Annotated in this window: 24 protein-coding genes; 12 read left to right on the top strand and 12 right to left on the bottom strand. The window is 66.9% G+C overall.

The window, feature by feature from the left end; genetic code table 11:
• Positions 1-67: 67 nt before the first annotated feature.
• Positions 68-400 carry a hypothetical protein gene (locus FHT98_RS11935; RefSeq protein ID WP_142114155.1) on the top strand — a complete coding sequence of 111 codons (333 nt, stop codon included), beginning with the start codon at positions 68-70 and terminating at the stop codon, positions 398-400.
• A 62-nt stretch (positions 401-462) separates the two neighbouring features.
• Here the strand turns inward: FHT98_RS11935 and FHT98_RS11930 are convergent, their stop codons facing one another.
• The 3 genes from FHT98_RS11930 to tesB all read right to left on the bottom strand — a co-directional run bounded on the left by FHT98_RS11930 (position 463) and on the right by tesB (position 3,272).
• A complete protein-coding gene (locus FHT98_RS11930) occupies positions 463-1,800 on the bottom strand; it encodes an ammonium transporter (RefSeq protein ID WP_061966540.1) in 1,338 nt (445 codons plus the stop codon).
• A gap of 28 nt (positions 1,801-1,828) precedes the next feature.
• On the bottom strand, positions 1,829-2,167 hold the full coding sequence (locus tag FHT98_RS11925; RefSeq protein WP_142114154.1) for a P-II family nitrogen regulator: 339 nt from the start codon (positions 2,165-2,167) through the stop codon (positions 1,829-1,831).
• Between the two features lie 238 nt (positions 2,168-2,405).
• A complete protein-coding gene (tesB, locus tag FHT98_RS11920) occupies positions 2,406-3,272 on the bottom strand; it encodes an acyl-CoA thioesterase II (RefSeq protein ID WP_113586412.1) in 867 nt (288 codons plus the stop codon).
• A 123-nt stretch (positions 3,273-3,395) separates the two neighbouring features.
• Here tesB and FHT98_RS11915 point away from each other — a divergent pair, with 123 nt between their 5' ends.
• Positions 3,396-4,646 carry a ubiquinone biosynthesis hydroxylase gene (locus FHT98_RS11915; RefSeq protein ID WP_142114153.1) on the top strand — a complete coding sequence of 417 codons (1,251 nt, stop codon included), beginning with the start codon at positions 3,396-3,398 and terminating at the stop codon, positions 4,644-4,646.
• 32 nt (positions 4,647-4,678) lie between these two features.
• On the opposite strand, the gene FHT98_RS11910 is transcribed toward FHT98_RS11915, so the two are convergent.
• Together FHT98_RS11910 and FHT98_RS11905 are read right to left on the bottom strand one after the other, a co-directional pair.
• Positions 4,679-4,876, bottom strand: a complete 198-nt coding sequence (locus FHT98_RS11910) for a Trm112 family protein (protein WP_061966490.1) — start codon at positions 4,874-4,876, stop codon at positions 4,679-4,681.
• Positions 4,877-4,984: 108 nt separating this feature from the next.
• Positions 4,985-9,817: an NAD-glutamate dehydrogenase gene (locus tag FHT98_RS11905; RefSeq protein ID WP_142114152.1), complete on the bottom strand. Its 4,833-nt coding sequence runs from the start codon at positions 9,815-9,817 to the stop codon at positions 4,985-4,987.
• A gap of 181 nt (positions 9,818-9,998) precedes the next feature.
• On the opposite strand from FHT98_RS11905, the gene FHT98_RS11900 reads away from it, so the two are divergent.
• Both FHT98_RS11900 and FHT98_RS11895 read left to right on the top strand, forming a co-directional pair.
• On the top strand, positions 9,999-10,547 hold the full coding sequence (locus FHT98_RS11900) for a peroxidase-related enzyme (RefSeq protein WP_061966491.1): 549 nt from the start codon (positions 9,999-10,001) through the stop codon (positions 10,545-10,547).
• A gap of 347 nt (positions 10,548-10,894) precedes the next feature.
• The gene (locus FHT98_RS11895; RefSeq protein ID WP_061966492.1) at positions 10,895-11,263 is read left to right on the top strand and encodes a DUF2794 domain-containing protein; all 369 of its coding nucleotides are present in this window, start codon (positions 10,895-10,897) and stop codon (positions 11,261-11,263) included.
• 20 nt (positions 11,264-11,283) lie between these two features.
• Here the strand turns inward: FHT98_RS11895 and FHT98_RS11890 are convergent, their stop codons facing one another.
• The 4 genes from FHT98_RS11890 to FHT98_RS11875 all read right to left on the bottom strand — a co-directional run bounded on the left by FHT98_RS11890 (position 11,284) and on the right by FHT98_RS11875 (position 16,219).
• Positions 11,284-11,820, bottom strand: coding sequence for a GNAT family N-acetyltransferase (locus FHT98_RS11890; RefSeq protein WP_142114151.1), 537 nt, complete (start codon positions 11,818-11,820; stop codon positions 11,284-11,286).
• Positions 11,821-11,927: 107 nt separating this feature from the next.
• On the bottom strand, positions 11,928-12,710 hold the full coding sequence (locus tag FHT98_RS11885) for a Bax inhibitor-1/YccA family protein (protein ID WP_142114150.1): 783 nt from the start codon (positions 12,708-12,710) through the stop codon (positions 11,928-11,930).
• A 219-nt stretch (positions 12,711-12,929) separates the two neighbouring features.
• Entirely contained in the window at positions 12,930-15,515 is a 2,586-nt protein-coding gene (locus tag FHT98_RS11880) for an ABC transporter permease (RefSeq protein ID WP_142114149.1), read from the bottom strand.
• A 2-nt stretch (positions 15,516-15,517) separates the two neighbouring features.
• Positions 15,518-16,219: an ABC transporter ATP-binding protein gene (locus FHT98_RS11875; protein WP_142114148.1), complete on the bottom strand. Its 702-nt coding sequence runs from the start codon at positions 16,217-16,219 to the stop codon at positions 15,518-15,520.
• Between the two features lie 180 nt (positions 16,220-16,399).
• On the opposite strand from FHT98_RS11875, the gene FHT98_RS11870 reads away from it, so the two are divergent.
• From FHT98_RS11870 to FHT98_RS11855, 4 genes are all read left to right on the top strand, one after another.
• Positions 16,400-17,008: an arylesterase gene (locus FHT98_RS11870; protein WP_091862602.1), complete on the top strand. Its 609-nt coding sequence runs from the start codon at positions 16,400-16,402 to the stop codon at positions 17,006-17,008.
• A gap of 80 nt (positions 17,009-17,088) precedes the next feature.
• On the top strand, positions 17,089-18,144 hold the full coding sequence (locus FHT98_RS11865; RefSeq protein WP_142114147.1) for an aldo/keto reductase: 1,056 nt from the start codon (positions 17,089-17,091) through the stop codon (positions 18,142-18,144).
• 167 nt (positions 18,145-18,311) lie between these two features.
• On the top strand, positions 18,312-18,884 hold the full coding sequence (gene thpR / locus FHT98_RS11860; protein ID WP_142114146.1) for an RNA 2',3'-cyclic phosphodiesterase: 573 nt from the start codon (positions 18,312-18,314) through the stop codon (positions 18,882-18,884).
• Positions 18,881-19,177, top strand: coding sequence for a 4a-hydroxytetrahydrobiopterin dehydratase (locus tag FHT98_RS11855; protein WP_061966499.1), 297 nt, complete (start codon positions 18,881-18,883; stop codon positions 19,175-19,177). The genes thpR and FHT98_RS11855 overlap by 4 nt, the downstream gene beginning before the upstream one ends.
• Positions 19,178-19,186: 9 nt before the next feature.
• On the opposite strand, the gene FHT98_RS11850 is transcribed toward FHT98_RS11855, so the two are convergent.
• The 3 genes from FHT98_RS11850 to FHT98_RS11840 all read right to left on the bottom strand — a co-directional run bounded on the left by FHT98_RS11850 (position 19,187) and on the right by FHT98_RS11840 (position 21,831).
• Positions 19,187-20,332, bottom strand: a complete 1,146-nt coding sequence (locus FHT98_RS11850; RefSeq protein ID WP_185745133.1) for a GNAT family N-acetyltransferase — start codon at positions 20,330-20,332, stop codon at positions 19,187-19,189.
• Positions 20,333-20,346: 14 nt separating this feature from the next.
• Entirely contained in the window at positions 20,347-20,982 is a 636-nt protein-coding gene (locus FHT98_RS11845) for a DUF6875 domain-containing protein (protein WP_142114144.1), read from the bottom strand.
• Positions 20,983-21,081: 99 nt separating this feature from the next.
• Positions 21,082-21,831 (bottom strand): RluA family pseudouridine synthase, encoded by a 750-nt coding sequence (locus FHT98_RS11840; protein ID WP_142114143.1) that lies wholly within the window; start codon positions 21,829-21,831, stop codon positions 21,082-21,084.
• A gap of 70 nt (positions 21,832-21,901) precedes the next feature.
• Here FHT98_RS11840 and ftsY point away from each other — a divergent pair, with 70 nt between their 5' ends.
• The 4 genes from ftsY (at position 21,902) to FHT98_RS11820 (ending at position 24,997) form a co-directional block, all read left to right on the top strand.
• Positions 21,902-23,170 (top strand): signal recognition particle-docking protein FtsY, encoded by a 1,269-nt coding sequence (ftsY, locus tag FHT98_RS11835; RefSeq protein WP_142114142.1) that lies wholly within the window; start codon positions 21,902-21,904, stop codon positions 23,168-23,170.
• Entirely contained in the window at positions 23,167-23,805 is a 639-nt protein-coding gene (locus FHT98_RS11830) for a septation protein A (RefSeq protein ID WP_091862545.1), read from the top strand. Before ftsY ends, FHT98_RS11830 begins: the two co-directional genes overlap by 4 nt.
• Positions 23,806-23,873: 68 nt before the next feature.
• Positions 23,874-24,287, top strand: a complete 414-nt coding sequence (locus FHT98_RS11825) for an MbcA/ParS/Xre antitoxin family protein (RefSeq protein ID WP_142114141.1) — start codon at positions 23,874-23,876, stop codon at positions 24,285-24,287.
• Positions 24,281-24,997: an RES family NAD+ phosphorylase gene (locus FHT98_RS11820; protein ID WP_210244421.1), complete on the top strand. Its 717-nt coding sequence runs from the start codon at positions 24,281-24,283 to the stop codon at positions 24,995-24,997. The genes FHT98_RS11825 and FHT98_RS11820 overlap by 7 nt, the downstream gene beginning before the upstream one ends.
• Positions 24,998-24,999: the final 2 nt, after the last annotated feature.

Genomic DNA, 24,999 nt, shown 5'->3' with positions numbered 1-24,999 from the left:
TGTCGGGAGCGGATGGAACGGATCGCGGTGCGCCGCCTTTGAGTTCGAGACGGAAAGGAGGTGTTCCATGACCGTATCGAAGACCGTTCAAGCCCGGATCGCCCGGATTTGGCGCGGCCGCACGACGCGCGTCAAGGCCGATGCCTACGCGGTCTATCTGAGGAGCGAGGGCGTGGCGCCCTTGCTGGAAAAGGCACTGGGCGCGCAGATGTTCCGGGAGGATCGCGAGACCGAGAGCGAATTCGTCACGATCTCCTATTGGGAGAGCATCGAGGCGATGTCGCGCTTCGCCGGCCCCGATCCACGCCGCATTCATCACCTGGCGCGTGATGCCGAATTCCTGATCGAGCTGCCCGACGGCGTACGGGTCCTCGAGATCGTCGTGAACGAGCCGGGTTGACGCCAAGAAAAACCCCGGCAGTTGCCCGCCGGGGTCGAGGTACCGCCGAAGCGGTGGGAGGATCACATGTTGTAGGCGCGCTCGCCATGCTCGGCGATGTCGAGGCCCTCGCGCTCCTGGTCCGAGGTGACGCGCAGGCCGACCACCGCATCGATGATCTTGAACAGGACGAAGGAGCCGACGCCGCACCAGATGACGGCGACGGCGACCGCGACGAACTGCTTCCAGACCTGGGCGCCCATCGCGTAATCGGCGACGCCGACGCCACCCAGCGCCGGGGCGACGAAGATGCCGGTGCCGATCGAGCCGATGATGCCGCCGACGCCGTGGACGCCGAAGACATCGAGCGAATCATCGTAGCCGAGCGCGTTCTTCACCGTGGTGCAGAAGAAGAAGCAGACCACGCCTGCGATCGCGCCGAGCACGATCGCGCCCATCGGGCCGACGAGGCCGGCAGCCGGGGTGACCGCGACCAGGCCGGCGACGATCCCTGAGAGCATGCCGAGCAGCGAGGGCTTGCCCTTGACGATCCATTCGATGAAGAGCCAGCCCAGCGCCGCTGCGGCGGTCGCCGTGAAGGTATTGATCATGGCAAGCGCCGCGCCGGCGGTGGCCTCGAGGTTCGAGCCGGCATTGAAGCCGAACCAGCCGACCCAGAGCACGGCGGTGCCGATGAAGGTCATCGTCAGCGAGTGCGGCGACATCAGTTCCTTGCCGTAGCCGATGCGCTTGCCGATCACCAGCGCGCCGACGAGCGCGGCGATGCCGGCATTGATGTGGACGACCGTGCCGCCGGCGAAGTCGAGCGCGCCGAGGGTGAAGAGATAGCCTTCCGAGAACCAGACCATGTGCGCCATCGGAAAATAGACGAAGGTCGCCCACAGCACGACGAAGAGCAGCAGCGCCGAGAACTTCATGCGCTCGACGAAGCCGCCGACGATCAGCGCAGGCGTGATCATGGCGAAGGTCATCTGGAAGCAGATGAAGACATATTCGGGGATCACCACGCCCTTGGTGAAGGTGTCCGAGGTCGTCTCATTGGTGACGCCGGCCAGGAAGGCCTTGGAGAAGGAGCCGATGAAGCTGGTCAGCGAGCCGCCGCCGGTGAAGGCGAGGCTGTAGCCATAGACGACCCAGACGATGCACATCACGGCGGCGGTGGCCGTGACCTGACTCATCACCGAGAGCATGTTCTTCGAGCGGGCGAGGCCGCCATAGAACAGCGCCAGGCCGGGCAGCGTCATGAACAGCACGAGCAGCGTCGAGACCAGCATCCAGGCGGTGTCGCCCTTGTTGGGAACGGCAGCGGCAGCCGGCGCCTGTGCCAGCGCGGTGCTGACCGAGAGTGCGGCGAGAGCGAGGCCGGCCGATCCGGCCCGCAGCGAGGTCCTGAGAATCATCGTCGAAAACTCCTGGAGGGGGCGGGGCTCAGAGCGCGTCGGCATCGGTCTCTCCGGTGCGGATGCGCACGGCCTTCTCGATCGAGGAGACGAAGATCTTGCCGTCACCGATCTGGCCGGTGCGGGCGGCGGCTGTGATCGTCTCGATCACCCGCTCGACGAGATCGTCGGAGACGGCGACCTCGATCTTGATCTTCGGCAGGAAGCTCACCGCGTATTCGGCGCCGCGGTAGATTTCGGTGTGGCCCTTCTGGCGGCCGTAGCCCTTCACCTCGGTCACGGTCAGGCCGTGAACGCCGACGGCGGTGAGCCCATCGCGCACCTCCTCCAGCTTGAACGGCTTGATGATCGCCATCACGATTTTCATGTGCTGGGCTTCCCGTTTGCGCCGCCCGGTCGTCAGCCCCGGCGATCTCGTTGCACCTCTCGCGCCTGCGGGACCGCAGTTGCGTCGCAACATGCAATTCAAGGGACGTGCCAACGCGCTCCCGGAGCGGCAAAGCCGCATCCAGAGGCGAAATCATGCAGGAGAAGCGGGAAGAACCGTCGAGTCTGCCTAATAATAAGGCAATCGTCTGGTTTCTGCGCAGCTGCCTGAAATCGGGTCAGCCGAGATCAGGCCGAGGTCGGACGAGGCCTTCCTGCGCCACTGACGCCACCAGGCGGCCCTGCCGATCGAAGATGAGACCGCGCGAGAAGCCGCGCGCACCGGAGGTCGAGGGGCTGTCCTGCGAATAGAGCAGCCAGTCGTCGGCCCGGAACGGGCGATGGAACCACAGGGCGTGGTCGAGACTCGCGGCCTGGATCTTCTGGTCGAAGACCGTCGCGCCATGGGCGATCAGGCTGGAATCGAGCAGGAGCAGGTCGGAGGCGTAGGCGAGCACGCTCTGGTGGAAGGCCGGCTCGTCGGGCAGTGGCTCGATCGCCCGGATCCAGACGTTGAACTTCGGCTCCAGGTTGACGCTGCCGCGATAGCGTTCGAGCTCGACCGGGCGGATCTCGATCGGCCGCTTGCGCTGGTAGAAGGTCTGGAGCGGATTGGGCTGCGGCGAATTGAACAGTTTCGCCATCTCCTCGCGATCCGGCAGCTCTTCCGGCATCGGTACCTTCGGCATCGGCATCTGGTGCTCGTAGCCGGGCTCATCGACATGGAAGGAGGCCGACATCGCAAAGATCGCCTCGCCCTTCTGGATGGCGAGCACGCGCCGCGTGGTGAAGGAGCGGCCGTCGCGCAGGCGGTCGACCTCGTAGACGATCGGCACTTCGGGGTCGCCCGCCAGCAGGAAATAGGCATGCAGCGAATGCGGCTGCCGATCCTCGACCGTCTTGCAGGCGGCATAGAGCGATTGTGCGATCACCTGCCCGCCGAAGACGCGCGGCCAGGTCGATTTCGGGCTGCGACCGCGGAACAGGTTGCGCTCGAGCGGTTCGAGGTCGAGAATCGCCGTCAGGGAGGCGCTGATCTGGGACATGGTCGGCGGCATCGCGGTCAGGTTGACGGAGCGGCCGGCGGCCCGCACAGGGACAGCCGGTTTCGCCTGGCATCAGCACCGAGGCATCCCGTGGCGTCAAGTCGACGCGGAGAGAAGGACGGCATGGCTATCGAACAGGGCAACAGCGCCATGCGCATCGTCATCGCGGGCGGCGGCATCGCCGGGCTGGCGCTGGCTCTGGCGCTGAAGCAGGGGTTGGGCGAGGATTTCGCGGTGATCCTGGCCGATCCGGCGCTGGCGGCTGCACCGCGCGCCGATAACCGCGCCTATGCGGTCGCGGCCGGCGGGCGGGCGATGCTGGAGACGCTCGGCATCTGGGAGACGATCGCCCATACCGCCCAGCCGATGCTGGAGATGATCGTCTCGGACAGCCGGACCGAGGACGCCGTCCGACCGGTCTTCCTCACCTTCGATGGCGAGGTCGAGCCCGGCCAACCCTTTGCCCATATGGTCGAGAATGCAGCGCTGGTCGCGGCCTTGAAGGCAGCTTGCGAGGAGGCCGGTGTCGAACTCCGCAGTGCTGGCGTGCGCCGCTTCACCGCTGATGATACGGCGGTCGAGATCGCTTTCGGAGACAAAACCAGCTGCGAGGCAGCCTTGCTCGTCGCGGCCGATGGCGCCCGCTCCAAGCTGCGCGAACAGGCTGGCATCGGCTGGGTCGGCTGGGATTACGGCCAGTCCGGCATTGCCGCGACGATCGGCCACGAGCGGCCTCATCAGGCACGGGCCGTCGAGCATTTTCTGCCGTCGGGGCCTTTCGCGATCCTGCCGCTGGCCGATGGCGGCAGGCTCGGGCATCGCTCCTCGATCGTCTGGACCGAGCGGAAGGAGAATGTCGGACCGCTGCTTTCGCTCGACGCCCAGGACATGCTGGCCGAGATCGAGCGGCGTTTCGGGCTTGAACTCGGCGAGATCGCCCTTGAAAGCGCGGTGAGCGCGCATCCACTCGGCTTCGGCGTGGCCCGGCGTTTCGTCGGCGAGCGTCTGGCCCTGCTGGGCGATGCCGCGCATCTGATCCACCCGATCGCCGGACAGGGGCTCAATCTGGGCCTGAAGGACGTCGCGGCTTTGGCCGAGGCCATCGTCGACGCGGCCCGGCTGGGTCTCGACCCCGGCTCGGCCGACGTGCTGGAAGATTACGAGAAGGCGCGCCGCTTCGACACCGCGGCGATGGGCGCGGTGACTGACGGGTTGAATCGTCTGTTCTCGAACGATGCGACGCCGGTCAGGCTGGCACGCGATCTCGGGCTCGGTCTGGTCGACCGAATGCCGGGGCTGAAGCGCTTCTTCATCCGCGAGGCGGCGGGCGTCGCCGGCGCGACGCCACGGCTGCTGCGGGGCGAGGCGCTTTGACTGTCATGTGCTGCCGGGGAACGGCGTGAGCCTCAATCTTCCAGCTGGCGTGCTTCTTCCGGCAGCATGATCGGGATGCCGTCGCGGATCGGATAGGCCAGCTTGGCAGGGCGGCTGATCAGCTCCTGCTTCGCAGCATCGTATTCCAGCGTCGCCTTGGTCAGCGGGCAGACCAGGATTTCGAGCAGCTTCGGGTCGATGCGGGTGGTCGTGTCGGCTTCGCCGGTCATCGGTCTTTCCGTTCAAAAAGTGCATCGGACCGAAAAGCGGATGCCGCCTTCCGGTCCGATGTCATCACACTCAGCCTAGATCGCTTCGCGCGTAGCGCACTCGACAATCTAGTGCTTGCGCGGCAGGTCGGCCAGCATGCCGGCTGCTACCATCAGTTTCGGCAAGGTGAGACCGGAGCTGGTGATCGCGTTGATCGTGGTGCGGGTGCGTTCCGCATCCTCGCCGCGCTCCGCCAGCCAGCTTTCCAGCGTGCCCTGGCCCTTGGCCGAGGCCGAAACCTCCTGCGTCAGGCTGGAATGGGCGTCGTCCAGCGTCTCGATCGCCCGTTCGCGAGCAAGGCGCTCGTAATCGTCCGTCGCCGGCACGGCGGCGGCCGCCGCCTTGAGACTCGACAAGCCGAATTGCGCATCGATGCCGAAATGGATGCGGGCGACCTCGCCGATCCTGCGCTTGCTGCGCTCGGCGATATCGACGATGTCGGTCGCCTCGGCCAGCGCCGGCAGGCTGGCAACGCGAGCGGCCAACGCTTCCGGCACCCCTTCCGAGGAGAGCACGGCGATGCGCGCGAGCCTTGCCTGCGAAGCGGCCTCCGGCAGCAGGCTGCCGAGTTCCTCCGACAGTTCCCTCACGCCCTTGGCGTAATGCGCGATGGTCTGCTCGATCGTGCCGGGCTTGGCGACGCCGCGCCGCAGGAACCAGCCCATCCGGTTGGTGACGAGTTCCTGCGCGGCGCCGTAGAGGCCGAGCTGGGTCTTGCCCGGGATCTTCGCGTCGAGCGCATCGATTTCGCCGTTGAGCGCGATGAGGTCGAAGGAATCGCGCGCGATCGCGTAGGCCGCGGCGATGGCCGGCGCGTCCGAGCGGGTCAGTGCTGCCAGCACCGGCACGAGCGCCGGGCCGCCACGGTTGACGATGGCGTTGGCGAGCTGCGTCGCCACGATCTCGCGGCGCAGCTTGTGGCTGGCGATCGCATCCGGATAGGCCTCGCGCAGCGCCTTCGGAAAATAGCGCACGAGTTCGGTCGCGAGATAGGGATCGTCCGGCACCGAGGATTCGAGCAGCGCGTCGTGCACTGAAAGCTTGGCATAGGCGAGCAGCACCGCGAGCTCCGGCCGGGTCAGGCCTTCGCTGCGCTTCTCGCGTTCGGCGAGCTGGGCATCGCTCGGCAGGTACTCGACCGCGCGGTCGAGCCGGCCATCCTTCTCCAGCGTCTGCATCAGGAAGCGCAGGCCCGGCGTTGCGGCCGATCCTTGCGCCTCCGTCAGCGAAAGCGCCAGCGTCTGCAGGTAGTTGTTGCGCAGGACGAGGTCGCCGACCTCGTCGGTCATCGCGGCCAGCAATTCGTTACGCTTGTCTTCCTTCAGGCGACCGTCCTTCACCGGGCCGGCGAGCGCGATCTTGATGTTGACCTCGACGTCGGAGGTGTTGACGCCGGCGGAGTTGTCGATCGCGTCGGTGTTGATCCTGATGCCCTTGCGGGCCGCCTCGATGCGGCCACGCTGGGTGACGCCGAGATTGGCGCCCTCGCCGACGACCCGCGTCCTGAGATCGTTGCCGGTGATGCGGATCGGATCATTGGCGCGGTCGCCGACCTGGGCGTCGGTCTCGTCGGAGGCGCGGATATAGGTGCCGATGCCACCGAACCAGAGCAGGTCGACGCGGCTTTTAAGGATCGCCGTCATCAGCTCGGGCGGCGAAACCTCCTTCTTGTCGAGATCGAGCAGCGCCCGAACTTCCGGGGAAAGCGGGATGCTCTTGGCCTGGCGCGAGAACACGCCGCCGCCCTTCGAGATCAGGCTCTTGTCGTAATCGGACCAGGACGAGCGCGGCAGCTTGAACAGGCGCTGGCGCTCAGCCAGGGACTTCGCCGTGTCCGGGTCGGGATCGAGGAAGATGTCGCGGTGGTCAAAGGCCGCGACCAGCTTGATCGCCGGCGAGAGCAGCATGCCGTTGCCGAAGACGTCGCCCGACATGTCGCCGACGCCGGCGACGGTGAAGGGCGTTGTCTGGATGTCGATATCGACCTCGCGGAAATGGCGCTTTACCGCTTCCCAGCCGCCGCGGGCCGTGATGCCCATGCCCTTGTGGTCATAGCCTTGCGAGCCGCCGGAGGCGAAGGCGTCGCCGAGCCAGTGATGCTTCTCCAGCGAGATCGCGTTGGCGGTGTCGGAGAAGGTCGCCGTGCCCTTGTCGGCGGCGACGACGAGGTAAGGATCGTCGCCGTCATGACGCACCGTATCCGGCGGCGGGACGATGGTCTCGCCGTCGAGATTGTCGGTGAGCTCGAGCAGGTTGCGGATGAAGATGCGGTAGCTCTCGGTGCCCTCGGCGAGCCAGGCGGCGCGGTCGGAGGCCGGCGGAAGCTGCTTCGGGAAGAAGCCGCCCTTGGCGCCGACCGGCACGATCACCGCGTTCTTGACCTGCTGCGCCTTGACCAGGCCGAGCACCTCGGTGCGGAAATCCTGCGGCCGGTCCGACCAACGCAGGCCGCCGCGGGCGACCTTGCCGAAGCGCATATGGATGCCCTCGACGCGTGGCGAATAGACGAAGATCTCGTAGAGCGGGCGCGGCAGAGGCAGGCCGTCGACCCTGGCGCAGTCGAACTTGAAGGTGATGGTCTGGCGCGGCTGGCCGTCGGGGCCGATCTGGAAGAAGTTGGTGCGTAGCGCAGCATCGACCAGGTTGACGAGGCGGCGCAGGATGCGGTCGTCGTCGAGGCTGGTGACGGCGTCGAGTGCCTCCTCGATCTCGGCATGCTTCTGGGCCATGCGCTGCTCGCGCTCGCTCGCCGCGATGCGCGGGTCGAACTTTGCGGCGAAATAGGCGACGAGCCCCGAGGCGATATCGGGATGGCTGGTCAGGGCGTCGGCGATATAACCCTGAGCATAGGGCGCGCCGGCCTGGCGCAGATAGCGGCCGAAGGCGCGCAGCAGGGCCGCTTCCCGCCAGGCGAGGCCAGCGGCGAGCACGAGCTGGTCGAAGCGATCGGATTCGGCGAGGCCGCGGAACTGCGCCATCAGCGCCGCCTCGATGGTCGGATCGAGATGCTCGATATCGATCTCGCCGTCGTCGGCGCGCTCCAGCGTCATGTCGTGCAGCCAGATGCGGACAGTGTCGCCATTGCCTTGCGGCATGACGTTGTAGGTCCGCTCGTTGACGACGCGGAAGCCCATGTTCTCCAGTACCGGAACACGGGCGGAGAGCGAGATCGGCGCGCCGCGCGAGAACACCTTGAGATTGGCGCGCTTGGCGTCGTCGCCCTCGCGCCGGTAGAGATTGACGGCACGACTCCGCTCCGGCGTGAGCTGCTGGAGCATCTCGATATCGACGAGCGCGTCAGCCGCCGAGAAGCGCTCGCGATAGGCGGCGCCGAAGGCCGCGGCATAGCGCTCGGCCAGCGCACGGGCGGCCGGGCCGGCCTTCTCCTGGTCGAGCACGTCCTTCAGCCCATCGCCCCAGGTGCGGACGATGGCGCTGATGCCGGATTCCAGCGTGGCGCGTTCGACGCGCGGGGTTTTGCCCTCGTCCCGGCCGATGATGTAGTGGGTGCGCGAGAGCGGCCCCTCGGGATAGGCGGGATAGGCGGCGGAGAGGCGCCCACCATAGACCCGCGCCAGGAAATCGCCGACGCGCTGGCGCACGGTGGTGTCGTAGCGGTCCTTCGGGATGAAGACGAGGATCGAGACGAAGCGGTCGAACTCGTCGACACGGGCGAGCGCGCGGATGCGCGGCCGCTCGGTGAGCTGCAGGATGTCGAGGGCGAACTGCTCCAGCGTCGCCACGTCGATCTGGAAGAGCTCGTCGCGCGGATAGGCGTCGAGCACATTCATCAGCGCCCGGCCGGAATAGCTCGCCGGGTCGAAGCCGATATTCTTGGCGACGCGCGCGACCTTCAGCCGCAGATAAGGAATGGCCCGGGCCGAGCCGGTATAGGCGTTCGAGGTCAGCAGGCCGACGATGCGCAACTCGCCGTCGAGCCTTCCATCCGGCGTGAACAGCTTGACGCCGACATAGTCGAGATGAACGCGGCGATGGACCAGGCTCTTGACGTTGGCCTTGGTGATGATCAGCGCCTGCGGCTTGGCCAGGAAGGAGCGCAGCTCGGGTGTCACCGTGACCAGTTCGCGGCCCTTGCGCAGGACCTTGACCGTCGGGTCGCGGAGAATGCCGAGGCCCGAACCCTCGATCGGGTCGGCCGCGACATCGCCGCCGGGGAAGCGGTAGGCGCGAATGCCAAGCAGGGTGAAATTGTCGCCGGCGATCCATTCGAGGAATTGCAGCGCCTCGTTGATCTCGTCCTCCGGCAGCGGCGGCGGATTGGCGCGGTAGGCCTGGATCACCTCGGTGATGCGGCCGCGCATCGCGGCCCAATCGTCGACCGCCAGCGCGACATCAGCATAGACGCGCTCGAGCCCGATGCGCAGCTTTTCGCGCGCCTCCGGCGTGTCGATGCGCGGGACGTGGATATGGAGCAGGCTCTCCCGGCGCGTGCCTTCGGGCGCGCGGCCGGCGGCTTCGCCGGCGAGCGAGGCGAACTTGCCCTTGGCGTCGCGGGCGACCGCGAGGATCGGATGGGCAACGAGGCGCGGCTCGTGACCCTGTTCCTGCAGTTCGGCCAGCGTCGAATCGAGCAGGAACGGCTTGTTGTCGTTGACGACCTCGAGAACGGTGAGTTGGTTCCTGCGCTCGCCCTCGCCGAATTCCTCGTCACGGAAACGCAGGTTGATCGTCTCGGGCTTGCGCGGCTGGGCGAGGTGCTCGAAGGCCGCGGCCGCGGTGTGAGCCAGCATTTCGGCCGGCAGGGCCTCGAGATCCTCGGCGACGGAACGGCCAAAGAGCAGGCGGGGGAACTCGGCGGGCATCGAACTCTTCAGTCCGGTGGCTGCGGCCTCGATCGCTGCGATTGCACTCGCAGTCGCGTTCGTCACCCGTTTGCCCATATCCCAACCCCAGTTGTTTTGCCGCAGCGATGACATAGGCTGCGGAGCCTTTCAACTTGCCGTGCCTGAAAAAGCGGCAAACTGACGCTCCCCCGACTCGACAGGACACACCATGGCAACAAAGCATGACAAACCCAAGGTGGGAGAAGAGCCGGCGCGGCAGGATTCGCCCCCGAGCGTGATGGCTCTGGATCTGAAGCCCGGTGCGCTCTCGGCCGAGAACCAGGCCTATTTCGCGAAATGCCAGGAGAAGCTCGGTTTCGTGCCGAATGTGCTGACCTCCTATGCGCATGACGATGCCAAGCTCACGGCCTTCGCCGCCTTCTACAACGACCTGATGCTGGCGCCTTCCGGCCTGTCGAAGCTGGAGCGGGAGATGATCGCGGTGGCGGTCTCCAGCGTGAACCGTTGCTATTATTGCCTCACCGCCCATGGTGCGGCGGTGCGCCAGCTCTCGGGCGATCCCGTGCTGGGCGAATTGCTGGTGATGAACTATCGGGCAGCGGATCTCTCGGTGCGGCACCGCGCCATGCTCGATTTCTCGGTCAAGCTGACGGAAACCCCGCATCTCGTCGGGGAAGAGGATCGCGAAGGCCTGCGCAAGGCAGGTTTCAACGCGCGCGACATCTGGGATATCGGCGCCGTCGCGTCCTTCTACAACATGTCGAACCGGATGGCCTCGGCGGTCGATATGCGGCCCAACGCCGAGTATCACCGGCAGGTGCGGTGAGCCGGGTTCCGGCGCGCCGGCCGCGAGCATTGCCACAAAAGAAAAACGGCCGGCGCAATGCCAGCCGCTAGTTGGCCCCGACTCGGTGGCCCGGCTCCGCCCGAACTCCGGGGGGCTGGGGGGCTGACAAACCGGTGATCAGCGAAACCGGGCCGTCGAGGCAACGAGGAGAGTTGAACGGCGCAACTTGGCGCTCGCTTGACGCGTTCGCGGCGAAAATGGGGCAATCGCCGTGAGGGCTCGACTCGCGCGCGAATGTGATTGCTGCGCCGGCATCCCTTGCCAGCGCAGGACTGCGGGCGCATCATCCCGGAATGATTTGGTGAGGCCCCGGACAGGGAGGCGCCATGAGCGAAAGCGAAACGCCGCAATCGCAAGCCGCCGGTGCGGTCGTCAATTTCCCGGTGCCGGCGCGTCCGGCGCCCGTGACCTTCGACCGGCGCGAACTCAGCGAATTGCTCAACCTCTATGGCCGCATGGTCGCGGCCGGCGAATGGCGCGACTACGCCATCGATTTCCTGAAGGACAAGGCACAGTTCTCGGTGTTCCGGCGCTCGTCGGAGATGCCGCTCTACCGGATCGTCAAGGATCCGGCGCTGGCGCGGCGGCAGGGCGCCTATTCGGTTGTCGCGGCGACCGGGCTGATCCTGAAGCGCGGCTCGGAACTCTCGCGCGTGCTCAAGGTGCTCGACAACAAGCTCAGCGTGGTGAGCTGACAGGTCTGCCCGCGCCGGGTTCAGATGCCCGGCGGCGTGCGGCCGCCCTCGCCCAGTTCCTTCTGCATCAGCATCTGGTCGAGCCAGCGGCCGTGCTTGAAGCCGACCTTCTCGGCAACGCCGATCAGGCGAAAGCCGGCGCGCTCATGCAGGCGGCGCGAGCCGATCGAGGCGCCGGTGCCGTCCCCGATCACCGCGATCATCTGGCGGAAGCCGCGTTCCGTGCAGGCCTGCATCAGGGCGTCGAGCAGCAGGCTGCCGATGCCAAGGCCCTGCGCGGTGGGCGCGAGATAAATCGAGTTCTCGACGGTGGCGCGATAGGCCGGGCGCGGCCGGTAGGCGCCGGCATAGGCATAGCCGAGGATGGCACCCTCCCGCTCCGCGACGAGATAGGGGTAGCCGCCGGCCAGGATCGCCTCGTAGCGCCGCTGCATCTCGGCCTCGCCCGGCGGCTCCAGCTCCCAGGAGGCGGTGCCGTGCAGCACCGCATGGGTGTAGATCGCGGCGATGGCGGGGATGTCGGCCGTTGCGGCCGGGCGGATCGAAGGCGGCGTCATGCCCAAAGCATGAGCAATCTGCGTGCCAGAAGGGAAGGCCCGCTCAAAGAAAAAGCCCCGGCCGTGAGGCCGGGGCTCGTGCGCTCCTGTTCAGGAGCCTGTCATTCTCACTCGCGGTTGCCGATCAGCGCGAGCAGGAACTGGAACATGTTGATGAAGTTCAGGTAGAGCGACAGCGCGCCGTTCACCGAGAGCTTCGCAGCTTCCTCCGGGCTGAGCTCGGAGTAGAGATACATCTCCTTCAGGCGCTGGGTGTCCCAGGCGGTCAGGCCGGCGAAGATGCCGACGCCGACCAGCGAGATGACGAAGCCCAGAGCGCCCGAAGCCAGGAAGATGTTCACGATCGAAGCCAGGATCAGGCCGATCAGGCCCATGACCAGGAACGAGCCCATGCCGGAGAGCGACTTCGAGGTGGTGTAGCCGTAGAGGCTGAGGCCACCGAAGGCCGCCGCGGTGATGAAGAAGACCTGCACCACCGACGCGCCGGTGTAGCGGATCAGGATCGTCGAGAGCGAGACGCCCATCACCGCCGCGAAGGCGAAGAACATCGTCCGGGCGGACGAGGCCGACATCTTGTCGGCGCGGAACGAGAAGAAGAAGATGAAGGCCAGCGGCGCCAGCGCGACCACCCACATCAACGGCGTGCCATAAAGCAGCTGGCCGAAGGAGGTGAGGTAGGTGTTGCCGATCTTGGCGACGGCGTTGGCCTGATCGGTCACGGCCATCTTGTTGATGCCCAGCGCGAACAGCGCCGAGATCGCAAGGCCGATCACCATGTTGTTGTAGACGCCGAGCATGAACGAGCGCAGGCCCTGATCCATCTCGACGGCGCTGGTCTGCTGTGCGCGGCCGGCACCCCAGACTGGAGCATTGCGGTCGAAGTTGCTCATTAAGCGAGTTTCCCCTGACGGTGTTTCGGACGACGGCAAGCGCGCAGGCACCAGCCGTCCTCGCGATCGATCGTCGCGATGACGGGAATATGAGGGGCTTTCGCCTTCCTTACAAGACCCCGCCATGGTTAAGGCCCGGCGGGTGATAGAAGTTCGGTGCTGCTGCCATGCAGAATTACAGGATTTTAATGTCTATCGAGGCCCGACCTCAGATAGTCATCATAAATTTCTGAGATGAGAAGCCGGCGCTTTCGTCAGTATTTTTATCGTACCGACCAGACCGAACAGGACGGTAACCCCGACAGCAGCAGTCGCAGAGAGTATTGCACCGGTCGGGTCACTGACGAATTCGATCCGCATCACTTGCGTGACGATGCCCCAGCCCGCCGCAGTACCCGCGACAACGCCGAAGACGGCCGCGACGAGGCCGATGGCGGCGTATTCAAGGGCGTACGACGAAAGTATGAAGCGGCGGGTGGCGCCCAGCGTTTTCAGGATCATCGCGTCATAGAGCCGCGCCCGCTGCCCGGCGGCGAGCGCGCCACCCAGAACCAGCAGGCTGGCGGCGATGGCGAGTCCGGAGGCGCCGCGGATCGCCATGGCGAGCTGGGCGACAATGGTGTTGACCGCTTCGAGCGCGTCCTTGACCCGCACCGCCGTCACCGCCGGGAAATCGAGCGCGAGGCGGCGCATCAGCACGGCGTCGGTCGCGCCCTTGCCGTCGGGGCTCGACGCGACGGTGGCGAGATTGGTGTGCGGTGCGCCCGCGAAGGTATTGGGCGAGAACACCATGACGAAATTGATGCCGAAGGAGCGCCAGTCGACCGTGCGGAAATTGGCGACGCGGGCGGTGATGTTGCGGCCGAGCACGTTGACGGTGAGCTTGTCGCCGATCTTCAGGCCGATGCCGGCAGCGTTCTGGGCGTCGAAGGAGACCAATGGCTCGCCGCGATAATCGGCCGGCCACCATTCACCGGCGGAGACGCGCGAGCCTTCAGGAAGGGTGGCGGCATAGGTGATGCCGCGGTCGCCATCGAGCACCCAGGCGGATTGCTCGCTCGCCTTGATGTCTTCGGCGCGGGTCTCGTTCACGGAGACGATGCGGCCGCGCATCATCGGCACGCGCTCGGTCTTCGCTCCCGGCCGTTCCGCCGCGAGGAAGGCGTCGAAGCGCTCGGAATCGCGGCTGGGCACGTCGAGGAAGAAGAAGCTCGGCGCCTTGTCGGGCAGGGCGCCGGTGAGCTGCCGGGTCAGGCTGACATCGATGAAAGAGAGCGCCGAGAGCAGCGCGACGCCGAGGCCGAGCGAGAGCACGAGCGCGGGCGTCAGAGCGCCCGGCCGGTGGCTGTTGGCGAGGGCCATGCGGAGCGCCGGGCGGCGCGGGCGCGGGATGCGGCGCGCCAATGCCATCAGGCCGAACGAGACGGCACGCAGCAGCAGGAAGACGCCGAACATCACGCCGATATAGATCAGCGCGATCCGGCGATCATAGGCGAAGCCGATGGCGACGCCGGCGAGACCGGCCAGCGCAAGCGCGCAGAGCACCAGATAGATCGCGCGGGGGCGGCGCGGATCGGGCTCGACCTTGTCGCGGAACAGGGCCGAGACGGAAATGTCATGGGCGCGGCCGAGCGGGATGATCGCGAAGACGAAGGCGGTCAGCAGGCCGTACAGCGCGGCGATGGCGAGTTCGCCCGGTGCCAGCGTCGGCTCGAACGGCACCGGCAGGATGCTCTGGACGACGGCGCCGAGGCCGAAGGGCGCGGCGGCGCCGAGCAGGAGGCCGATCGCTGTGCCGATCGCGGCGACGAGCATGACCTCGGTCAGGTGGATCGCGACGACGCGTCCGCCCGTGGCGCCGACGGCCTTCATCGTGGCGAAATCGAGCTTCTTGGCCTCGACGAAGCGGCGTACGGCATTGGCGACGCCGACGCCGCCGACCAGCAGGGCAGTGAGGCCGACCAGCGTCAGGAACTGGGTGAAGCGCTCCAGATTGCGCTGGAAGCTCGGCGCGGCATTGGCGCGGGAACGGATTTCCCAGCCGGCATCGCGCTGCTGCGTGCCGGTATCCGCGATCAGCTTCTCGAGATCGGCATCGCTCGTGGCGGTTTGCGGAAGCTGGAGGCGATAGGTCCAGCGAATCAGGCTGCCGGGCTGGATCAGGCCGGTCGCCTTCAGCGCCTCCTGCGAGATCATGAGACGCGGGCCGAAGCCGACGCCGGCCGCGATCTTGTCGGGCTCGGAAACGAGATTGGCACGCAGCTGGATTTTCGCGCCGCCGACCGTGACGATGTCGCCGGGCTTGAGGTCGAGTCGGCCGAACAGGACGGGGTCGGCGACCGCGCCGTAGACGCCGCCGCGCTGGTCGAGCAGGCCGGACAGCGGCGTCTGTGGGTCGGTCTCGACCGTACCGATGCTGGGATAGGCGGCGTCGACCGCCTTGATCTCGACGAGAGCCGCGCCCTTCTCGCCTGCATTGGCCATGCCGCGCATGGTGGCGATGCTGGAAACGGTGCCGCGCGCAGTCAGGAAAGCGAGTTCGGGCGGCGTCGCCTCGCGGTGGATCAGGCTGAAGGCGGCATCGCCGCCGAGGATGCGCCGGCCTTCGCGGGCGAGGCCCTCAGTCAGGCCGCGCGAGGCGGAGGCGACGGCAGCGATGGTCATGACGCCGAGCGCAAGGCAGGCGATGAAGATGCCGAAGCCGCGCAGGCCAGCGCGCAGGTCGCGGATAGCGAGGCGCAGGACGAGGCCGATGCCTGGGGTTCGATAGGCCGGGCTTTGCGGCGGCTTGACGGGAGCGTGCATCGTCAGGCGACCACCGTCTCGGGCTCGGCCTCGATCACGCCGGAACGCAGGCGGACCGTGCGCTCGCAGAGCGCGGCGAGTGAGAGATCGTGGGTGACGAGCACCAGCGTCGCGCCGCGCTCGCGCTTCAGGGCAAAGATAAGGTCGACGATCGCACGGCCGGTCGATTCGTCGAGATTGCCGGTGGGCTCATCGGCGACGAGGATCGCCGGGTCGGGCGCGACGGCGCGTGCGATCGCGACGCGCTGCTGCTCGCCGCCGGACAACTGGGCTGGATAATGGTCCATGCGATGGCTCAGGCCCACATTGCGCAGTTCCGCTTCGGCGCGGGAGAAGGCGTCCGTATGGCCGGCGAGCTCCAGCGGCAGGGCGACGTTCTCGCGCGCCGTCATGGTCGGGACGAGGTGGAAGGACTGGAAGACGATGCCGATATGCCGGCCGCGGAAGATCGCGAGTCCGTCCTCGTCGAGGGCGCCGAGATCCTGGCCGGCGACCTCGACGAGCCCGGAATCGGGGCGCTCCAGCCCGGCCATGGTCATCAGCAGCGTCGACTTGCCGGAGCCCGAGGGGCCGACGAGACCGGTCGCCTCACCATCCGCCAGCGACACCGAGACGCCCTTGAGAATATGGACGCGGGCGGCGCCGCGCCCCAAACTCAGGTGGACATCCTGCAACTCGATTGCCGAAGCGGCCTTCTCGCTCATCACGCCATGATCCTGATTTCACGACCCATCGCCATCCCCGTTCGCACGGAATCGCGCCCCGAACGGGGCGGGTTCTCGGCACGGTACGGTCTGCGGCCATATGGGCTCAGCTTCGCGCTTGTCCAATCGGCTGCGACGTTTTTGGTCGCGTTCCTGCTGCTTTTCATCGGGTCCCCTGACATGGCCGGCGCTCAGACTCCTCCCTCCAACGCGAGCGCGGCGCGATCGCTGAAGCTCGTCGCCTTCGGCGATTCGCTGTCGGCGGGGTACAACCTGCCGGGCAGCGCAGCCTTCCCCACCGTTCTGGAGCAGGCGTTGCGCCAGAAGGGTCTCGCTGTCGAAATCGTGAACGCCGGCGTCTCCGGCGACACGACGCAGGGCGGGCTCGAACGGCTCGACTGGTCGGTGCCCGACGGCACCGACGGCGTCATCCTCGAACTCGGCGCCAACGATGCCTTGCGCGGCGTCGACCCTGCGCTCACCCGGAAAAACCTCGAGGCGATGATCGTGCGCCTGACCGAGCGGAAGATCCCGGTGCTGCTCGCCGGCATGTATGCGCCGCGCAATCTCGGCGAAGATTATGCGAAACGCTTCGATGCGATCTATCCCGAGCTTGCGAAGACGCACGGGCTGGTGCTTTACCCGTTCTTCCTGGAAGGCATCGCGGGAGACCGCGCTTTGAACCAGGCGGATGGGCTGCATCCCACGGCCGAGGGCGTCGCCGTCATCGTCCGGACCATCCTGCCGACGGTCGAGCGTTTCATCGCCAGCCTGCCGCCCAGGTCCTGATCCGCCCGCGGGTTCTCCGCGCGGCGTATTTCCGTTTCCGCATCGCCGCCCGCCGGCCCCGCTCCCGGAGTTGCTTCGCCATGGAATACCGCCGCCTTGGACGCACCGATCTCAAGGTCTCGGTGATCTGCCTGGGAACCATGACCTGGGGAGAGCAGAACACCGAGGCTGAGGGCCACGCCCAGATGGACTATGCCGTCGAGCAGGGCATCAATTTCTTCGACACCGCCGAGCTGTACTCGATCCCGCCGAAGCCGGAGACGCAAGGCTCGACCGAGCGGATCGTCGGCAGCTGGTTCAAGGCGCGCGGCAAGCGCGACAAGATCATCCTGGCGTCGAAAATCTGCGGGCGCGGCGGCAATACCTGGTTCCGCGACGACAAGAGCCCGACGCGGGTGACGCGCAAGCAGATCTTCGAAGCGGTCGACAAGAGCCTGCAGCGGCTGCAGACGGATTATATCGACCTCTACCAGATCCATTTCCCGGAGCGGCCGATGCCCTGGGGCTCGAATCCGACGCGATTCTCCAAGGCAGCCTTCGAGCAGCCGGCCGACGAAACGCCGATCGCCGAGCAGCTCGATGCCTTCGCGGAGGTGATCAAGGCCGGCAAGATCCGTCATCTTGGCCTCTCCAACGAGAGCGCCTGGGGCACGATGCGCTTCGTTGGCGATTCGGAAATCCGGGGCACGCCGCGGGTGCAGTCCATCCAGAACGCCTACAGCCTGCTCAACCGCACCTTCGAGACGGCGCTCGCCGAAGTGGCGCTGCGCGAGGATGTCGGCTTGCTCGCCTATTCGCCGCTGGCGCAGGGCTTTCTCACCGGCAAATATCTCGACGGCGCCCGCCCGGCGGGAACCCGCACGACGCTGTTCGACCGCGGCCAGCGCTACCAGACGGCCGGAGCGGAGGAGGCAATCAAGCGCTATATCGCGCTCGCCCGCGAAGCCGGGCTCGACCCGGCGCAGATGGCGCTCGCCTTCGTCAACAGCCGTTCCTTCGTAACCGCCAACATCATCGGCGCGACCTCGATGGAGCAGCTCAGGACCGACATCGCCTCGATCGACGTGAAGCTCTCGCCGGAGGTTGAGGCAAAGATCGACGCGATCCATCAGCTCGTCGGCAATCCCTGCCCGTAGGTTTCGTTTCCAGTCCAGGCACGGTCATCCCGGGTCGGCGCCGCTATCGCGGCTTGTCCGGGATGACCGCGCGGGAGTGGGGATGAGGGCGCAAAAATAATTCCCCTAAGCCGGCTTCCTGCTCTACCGTCTCGCCAGAGTCACAATCGCTTGGCAGGGATTCGCTCATGCCGAGGCTGTTCATCGCTCTGGAAATTCCCGCCGAAGTCGCGACCGGCCTGACATTGCATCGCGGCGGATTGTCGGGTGCGCGCTGGATCGAGCCGGCCGATTATCACATCACCCTGCGCTTCCTGGGCGATGTCGACCGGCGCATGGCGAATGATGTCGACTACATGCTCTCCGATCTCACGGCCTATCCCTTCGAGATCACGCTCGATGCGCTCGGCAGCTTCGGCGGCGACAAGCCGCGCGCGCTGTTCGCGCGGGTGCAGCCGAGCAAGGCGCTGAGCGACCTCCAGGGCGATCTCGAACGGCAGATGCGCCGCCTCGGCCTGCCGGCGGAGGCGCGCAAGTTCGTGCCCCATGTCACGCTGGCACGGCTGCGCGACACCTCGCCCGGCGAGGTCGCGCATCATCTCGGCCAGCATCCGATCGTCAGGCCCTTCGTCTTCACCGCGCGCCGGGTGGCGCTGATGTCATCGCGCGATTCGATCGGTGGCGGGCCCTATGTGCTGGAGGCGGCCTATCCGCTCGGTCCGTCCTACCCGAATCGCCTGCCGCGGGAGATGCGCCGATGACGCGGCCGAAACGATTGAGCCCCGAGGCGCAGGCCGAAGCGCTGGCGACCTTGACCGGCTGGAAGCTGGTGCAGGGGCGCGAGGCCATCGCCAAGCGCTTCGTCTTCCGCGATTTCAGCGAGGCTTTCGGCTGGATGACGCGCGTCGCGCTGCTGGCCGAGGCGATGAACCATCATCCGGAATGGGCGAATGTCTACCGGACCGTGGATATCACGCTCGCAACCCATGATGCCGGCGGCCTGACCGAGCTCGACGTCAAGCTGGCCCGCGCCATCGACGCGATCTCGGATTAGGTCGCTGCGCTAGCTGCCTTGCCGCGGTGCGGGCATGACATGGCGCGAGAGGCCTGCCGGCAGGCGCTTCACCACGCTCTTCAACATCGGTCGCCAATGCTGGATGCCGAGATGGCAGGCCAGCCGCCCTTTCAATGACAGCGGCCGGAGCCGGTCGCTGATCGCGACGCAGCCATCGGCGTGTTCGCGCTTGTAGGGCTCGGCCGGAGCCAGGAGGTCGAAGACCGTGCTGCCACGGGCGCGGGCGCCGGCGAAGCTGTGGTGGATCAGGATCTTGCCGATGCCGTCGTGCTCATGATCCGGATCGGTCGCGAGGACATGGGCGAAGCTGTGGCCCTTGCAGTCGAAGGAGAGGTCGATGCCGATCGGCGCGCCTCCGCTGAGGATAGACATGATCCGCAGCGTGGCCTCGCCGGAGGCGTCCCCGGCCAGGTCGGTGAAGAAGGCGCCGAAGCGGGGGTCGTTGACGACTGGCGCGACGATGCCGCGCCGGGCGAGCGTCGCGCGCTTCATCCCGATGGCGGCGGCGGCGAGCCGGGCCGCGTCGGGGCCCGGTGGCGGCATGGCGTAGGCGAGCGGGCCGCGTTCCTCCAGGCGGCGCAGGCGCCGGCGGTGGTTCGAGCGTTCCCGTGCGGGATAGGCGAGACTGGGGCCGGATTCGCCGACGCGGCGGGTGAGGTCCGCGAAGGGCGCCTCCTGCCGATCGCCATGGGCCGCGCCATCGAGCAGGCCGCTCAGCGCAAGGCGCGAATCGGCGCGCAGCTTGCGGGCTTCGAAGAGATCGGCGCGCAGGGTTTGAACGAAGGTCCAGCCGGCTTTCAGCAGGGCGTCCTCGCCATCGCCGACGAGCACGTCGCCGAACTGGGCGACCGGCACGCCCATGAAGCGCAAGGTGTCGAGACCGTAGCGCCTCTGGCGGATCAGCGGCCAGACCATCACCAGTTCACCGGCCCGGCGGGCTATGACGATGCTGAGCCGGGTATCAGGGCTGAGGTAATGCGTCGCCCAATGGCGCAGGAAGACATGGCTCTGGAAGAGCTGCGACGGTGCAGCCGAGCGTTCGAACAGTGCTTCCCAATCGCGGCGCAGCGCCAGGAAGCCCGCGACATCCTCGACCAGATCGAGCGTCACGGCGTCGTCCGGCCGGGTGGCCAAGGGCAACGCCGCGTTCATGGCCCCGTGCGGAGATGCGCGATGAGGCGTTTCGCGCCCGCCAAGCGGAAGCGGGTGAGATAGGGCAGCATCAGGAGCGGATGGCGCGCCGCGAAGGGCGCGTCCTGCTCGACCATATGGCGGACGGCGACGACGGGGAAGGGCGCGCGCAAGGGGCGGAACTGCGGGTTCCACAGGCCCGGCGCTTCCGAGTCCGGGTGCATCAGGCCGATCATGCGGAAGCGGCGCAGGGATGCGAATTTCAGCCGCTTCTGGACCCGTTGCAGCATCGCCGTGCCGGCTGCATCGGCGCAGCCTGGGAAGCCGAGGATCACGGTGCGGAAATGCTGGAGGGTCGCTTGCGCGGGAATCGCGTCGAGATCGGCGAAGCTGCGGTTCACGGCCGCGAAGGCTGCATTCTCATCGGTTGCCGTCGCGGTGGAGACGCCGAGGCGCACCATGTCGAGCTTCGCAGCCTGGCGGGTGAAGGGGCAGACCGCGCCTGTCCGGCCGAGATCGGCATGGCTGCTCATCAGGTAAGTCTCGACCCAGCCGACGAGTACGGCCAGCGGCGGTGCGGCGCCGTCCGCGCAGCGGGCGCGGGTTTCGGGCAAGGTCAGGAGCTGCGGATCGGCGCTGGCGCTATCGGTCATGGCTGCATGACGGGAGAAGGTGCAGCCGTGGCATAGCAGCCCCGGATTAGCGAAGGATTGATCGCTGCCGGCATGTCGCCAGCGCTGCGTTGACGCGTTCTAAACCCTGTTCCAGCCGCAAGTCGTGAGCGCCGCCAGCATATGCGGCGGCGGCGGCGCCTCGACCGTGATCGGATCGCGCTTCTTGTAGAGTGGCACGGTGATCGCGCGGGCATGAAGCTGGAGGCCCGGCCCGCCTTCGCGTGGGGCATCGCCATAAATCTCGTCGCCGAGCATCGGCCAGCCCGAGGCCTGGCAATGGACGCGCAACTGGTGCGTGCGGCCGGTCAATGGTTCCAGCGCGAGCCAGGCGAGCGGGCCGTGCTCGCTCTCGCCGCGGCCGAGCACGCGATAGCGGGTCTGGGAGGGCAGGCCGGCGGGATCGACCTTCATCCACCAGCCGCGCTCGGGCGAGCGCTTGGCGAGCGGAAGGTCGATCAATCCTTCGTCCTGCGCAGGGTTGCCCTGCACGATCGCCCAATAGGTCTTGTCGATGCGCCCGTCGCGAAACATCTGGTTGAGCTCGGCCATGGCGCGGGGATGGCGGCCGAGCACGAGGCAGCCGGAGGTGTCCTTGTCGAGCCGATGCGCGGCTTCAGGCTTGCGTGGCAGGCCGAAGCGCAGGGCATCGAGATAATCGGTCAGGACCGGGATGACGCGGCGCTTGGCCTGCGGGCCGCGATGCGAGGGCAGGCCGGCAGGCTTGTCGATGACGAGCATCATGGCGTCGCGATAGAGCAACGGCACCGGCAGCTCGTCGTCGATCTGCCCGGGTGATTGCGAATTTTCTGGTCGGTCCGGCGCTGCCATGGCATTGCGCTACCCAACCCGGCCCGGCGGCGCAACCGAAGATGCCTGCCGAACCGAAGACAGGACGACGATGAGCGAGACCGAACCGAAGAAACGCGGCTTCTTTTCGAGGCTGTTCGGACGCGACGAGGAAGCGGCCACACCGGCGCCCGCGCCCGAGACGGCGACCGAGCAGGTTGTTGAGACGGTTGAGGAGCTGAAGCCGGAAGCCGAAGAGATCGCTCCTGCCCCGGCTGTCGAGACGGAAGCGGTTGTCGTCGAGGCGGTGACCCCTGAACCCGTTGCGCCGCCTGCTCCGGTTGAGGAGGCTGCACCTCCGGCGGAGCCCGAGCCGGAACCTGTCGTTGCCGTCGCTCCGCAGCCCGAGCCGATCGTTGCTCCCGAGCCCGCTCCCGTCCCTGCGCCGCAGCCGAAGCGGAGCTGGTGGCGGCGATTGACCGAGGGGCTGTCGCGGACCTCCTCGGCACTGACGACGGGGATCACCGAGCTCTTCACCAAGCGAAAGCTCGATGCCGGCACGCTGGAGGACCTGGAAGACATCCTGATCCAGGCCGATCTCGGTCTCGCCACCTCGGCGAAGATCGCCAAAGCGGTCGGCGACGGGCGCTACGACAAGCAGATCGAGCCGTCCGAGGTGAAGGCGATCCTGGCGCGCGAGGTCGAGACGATCCTTCTGCCCGTCGCCCAGCCCCTGGTGATCGACGCCACGAAAAAGCCGTTCGTGCTGCTGATGGTCGGGGTCAATGGCTCCGGCAAGACCACGACGATCGGCAAGCTCGCCGCGAAATTCCGCACTGAGGGCAAATCCGTGATGCTCGCGGCCGGCGACACCTTCCGCGCCGCGGCGATCGAGCAGTTGCGGGTCTGGGGCGAGCGCACCGGGGCCGAGGTCGTCTACGGCCAGCAGGGCGCCGATGCCTCGGGCCTCGCCTTCGAGGCGCTGCAGAAGGCCAAGGCCAATGGCACCGATGTGCTGCTGATCGACACGGCCGGCCGGTTGCAGAACAAGCAAGGGCTGATGGACGAGCTTGCCAAGGTCGTGCGCGTCATTCGTAAACAGGACCCGAACGCCCCGCATGCGGCCCTGCTCGTGCTCGACGCCACCGTCGGCCAGAACGCGATCAGCCAGGTCGAGGCCTTCCGCGAGACGGCGGGCGTGACCGGGCTGGTCATGACCAAGCTCGACGGCACGGCGCGCGGCGGCATCCTGGTGGCGCTGGCGGCGCAGTTCGGCCTGCCCGTGCATTTCATCGGCGTCGGCGAAAGCGTCGATGACCTGGAGCCGTTCTCGGCGCGCGATTTCGCGCGGGCCGTGGCGGGATTGGGAGAAGCGGCGTGAGCGAAACGACTCAGCAGGTTCCAGTCGAGGCGGCGGGTAAGGGCAAGGCGGTCAACCCGTTGCTCAAGCTGGCGCTGGAATTCGGACCGCTGGCGATCTTCTTCTTCGCCAATTCCTACGGTGATCGGCTGTTCCACGTGGCTGAGGATCGGCGCATCTTCGTCGCAACCGGCATCTTCATCGCCGCTTCGCTTGTGGCGCTGGTGCTGTCGCGGGTGCTGATGGGCTATCTGCCGCGCATGGCGATCGTGAACGCGATCGTCGTCACCGTCTTCGGCGGTTTGACGCTGGCGCTGGACGACGCCTTCTTCATCAAGGTCAAGCCGACCATCGTTAACGCCCTGTTCGGCTCGGTGCTGCTCGGCGGGCTGTTCTTCGGGCGCTCGCTGCTCTCGCTGGTACTGGAGACGGTGCTGCAGCTCGATGCCGAGGGCTGGCGCAAGCTGACCTTCCGCTGGGGCCTGTTCTTCTTCGTGCTGGCGGCCATCAATGAGGTGGTCTGGCGCACGCAGACGCAGGATTTCTGGGTGGCTTTCAAGGTCTGGGGCGTGATGCCGCTGACCATGATCTTCGCCCTGGCGCAGACGCCGTTGATTCTGAAGCACGAGATCAAGCCGGCGAAGACCGAGGAATAGCGGGTTTCTAGCTGCTCTTGCCAATTGGCAATATTATCTCCATTTTATGCCAAATGGAGAGTAATGCCATGACTGGCCTGCTGCGCATCGAGACGGCCCAGCGCGATTTCGTCCCCGATCCCATCACGGATGACGAGGCGGCGGCGATGTTCCGCGCCGCAGTCAACCTGTTCCGGCTCTGGCGGATCACCGACGAGGAAGCGGCGGTCCTGATCGACCTGCCGGTCAGGAGCTACCGGCGCTGGAAAGCCGGCGAGATCGGCCGTATCTCGCGCGACGGCAAGGCTCGGCTCTCGAACCTGATGGGCATCCACAAGGCGCTGCGCCTGATCTTCACCGAGCCGCAGCGCGGCTATGACTGGATCAAACGGGCCAATGCGGATTTCGGCGGCAAATCGGCTGTTGACGTCATGCTCGGCGGCGAACTGACCGACCTGATGCGGGTGCGCCGCCTGCTCGATGCCGAGCGGGGCGCCTGGTGATCGATCCGGTGAGCCTGCCGATCGCGGAGATCGAATGGCGCGGGGCGGTCCGGATCATCCGCAGCATCTTCCCGCCGATCGACCTGTTCGAGGATATCGCCGACCCCGCCGACTGGCCGCTCCTCATCGCGGCCGAGCAGAAGACCAATCCGCGCCTGATGGAGACGATCGGCAATCTCGACCTCGTACCGGCCGACCGGCGCGTCTCGGGGCCGGGCGCGAGCTGGCTGATGGCGCCCTTCACCCATGTCAGCCCGGACCGGCCGAGCCGTTTCAGCGATGGCAGCTTCGGCGTGCTCTATGTCGGCGACCGCTTCGAGGTGGCGCTGCTGGAGACGATCCACCACCATGCCCGCTTCATGCTGGCGACGACGCAACCCCCGGGCTGGACCTCGCAATTCCGCGAGATCGTGCTTGAGGTCGACGCGGAGCTTCACGATATCAGGCCGCTCGAGGCCGAAGCCGCTGCGGTGCTCGATCCCGCCGACTATACCGCGAGCCAGGTGCTCGGCATCGCTCTGCGGGCGATCGGCTCGGCCGGCATCGTCTATCCCAGCGTGCGCTGCCCCGGCGGTGAGTGCGTCGGATTGTTCTATCCCGACGGGGCGGGCCACCCGGTGCAGGGGCGGCATCTCGACTATCACTGGAACGGCGAGCGGGTGGACCTCTACCGGGACCGCAGTGCCGGCGAGGTTTTCCGGATCGTCTAAAG

It is taken from the genome of Allobosea sp. AK1 (assembly GCF_006714945.1).
Lineage (GTDB): Bacteria > Pseudomonadota > Alphaproteobacteria > Rhizobiales > Beijerinckiaceae > Allobosea > Allobosea robiniae.
This window is presented reverse-complemented; position numbering and strand designations above follow the sequence as displayed.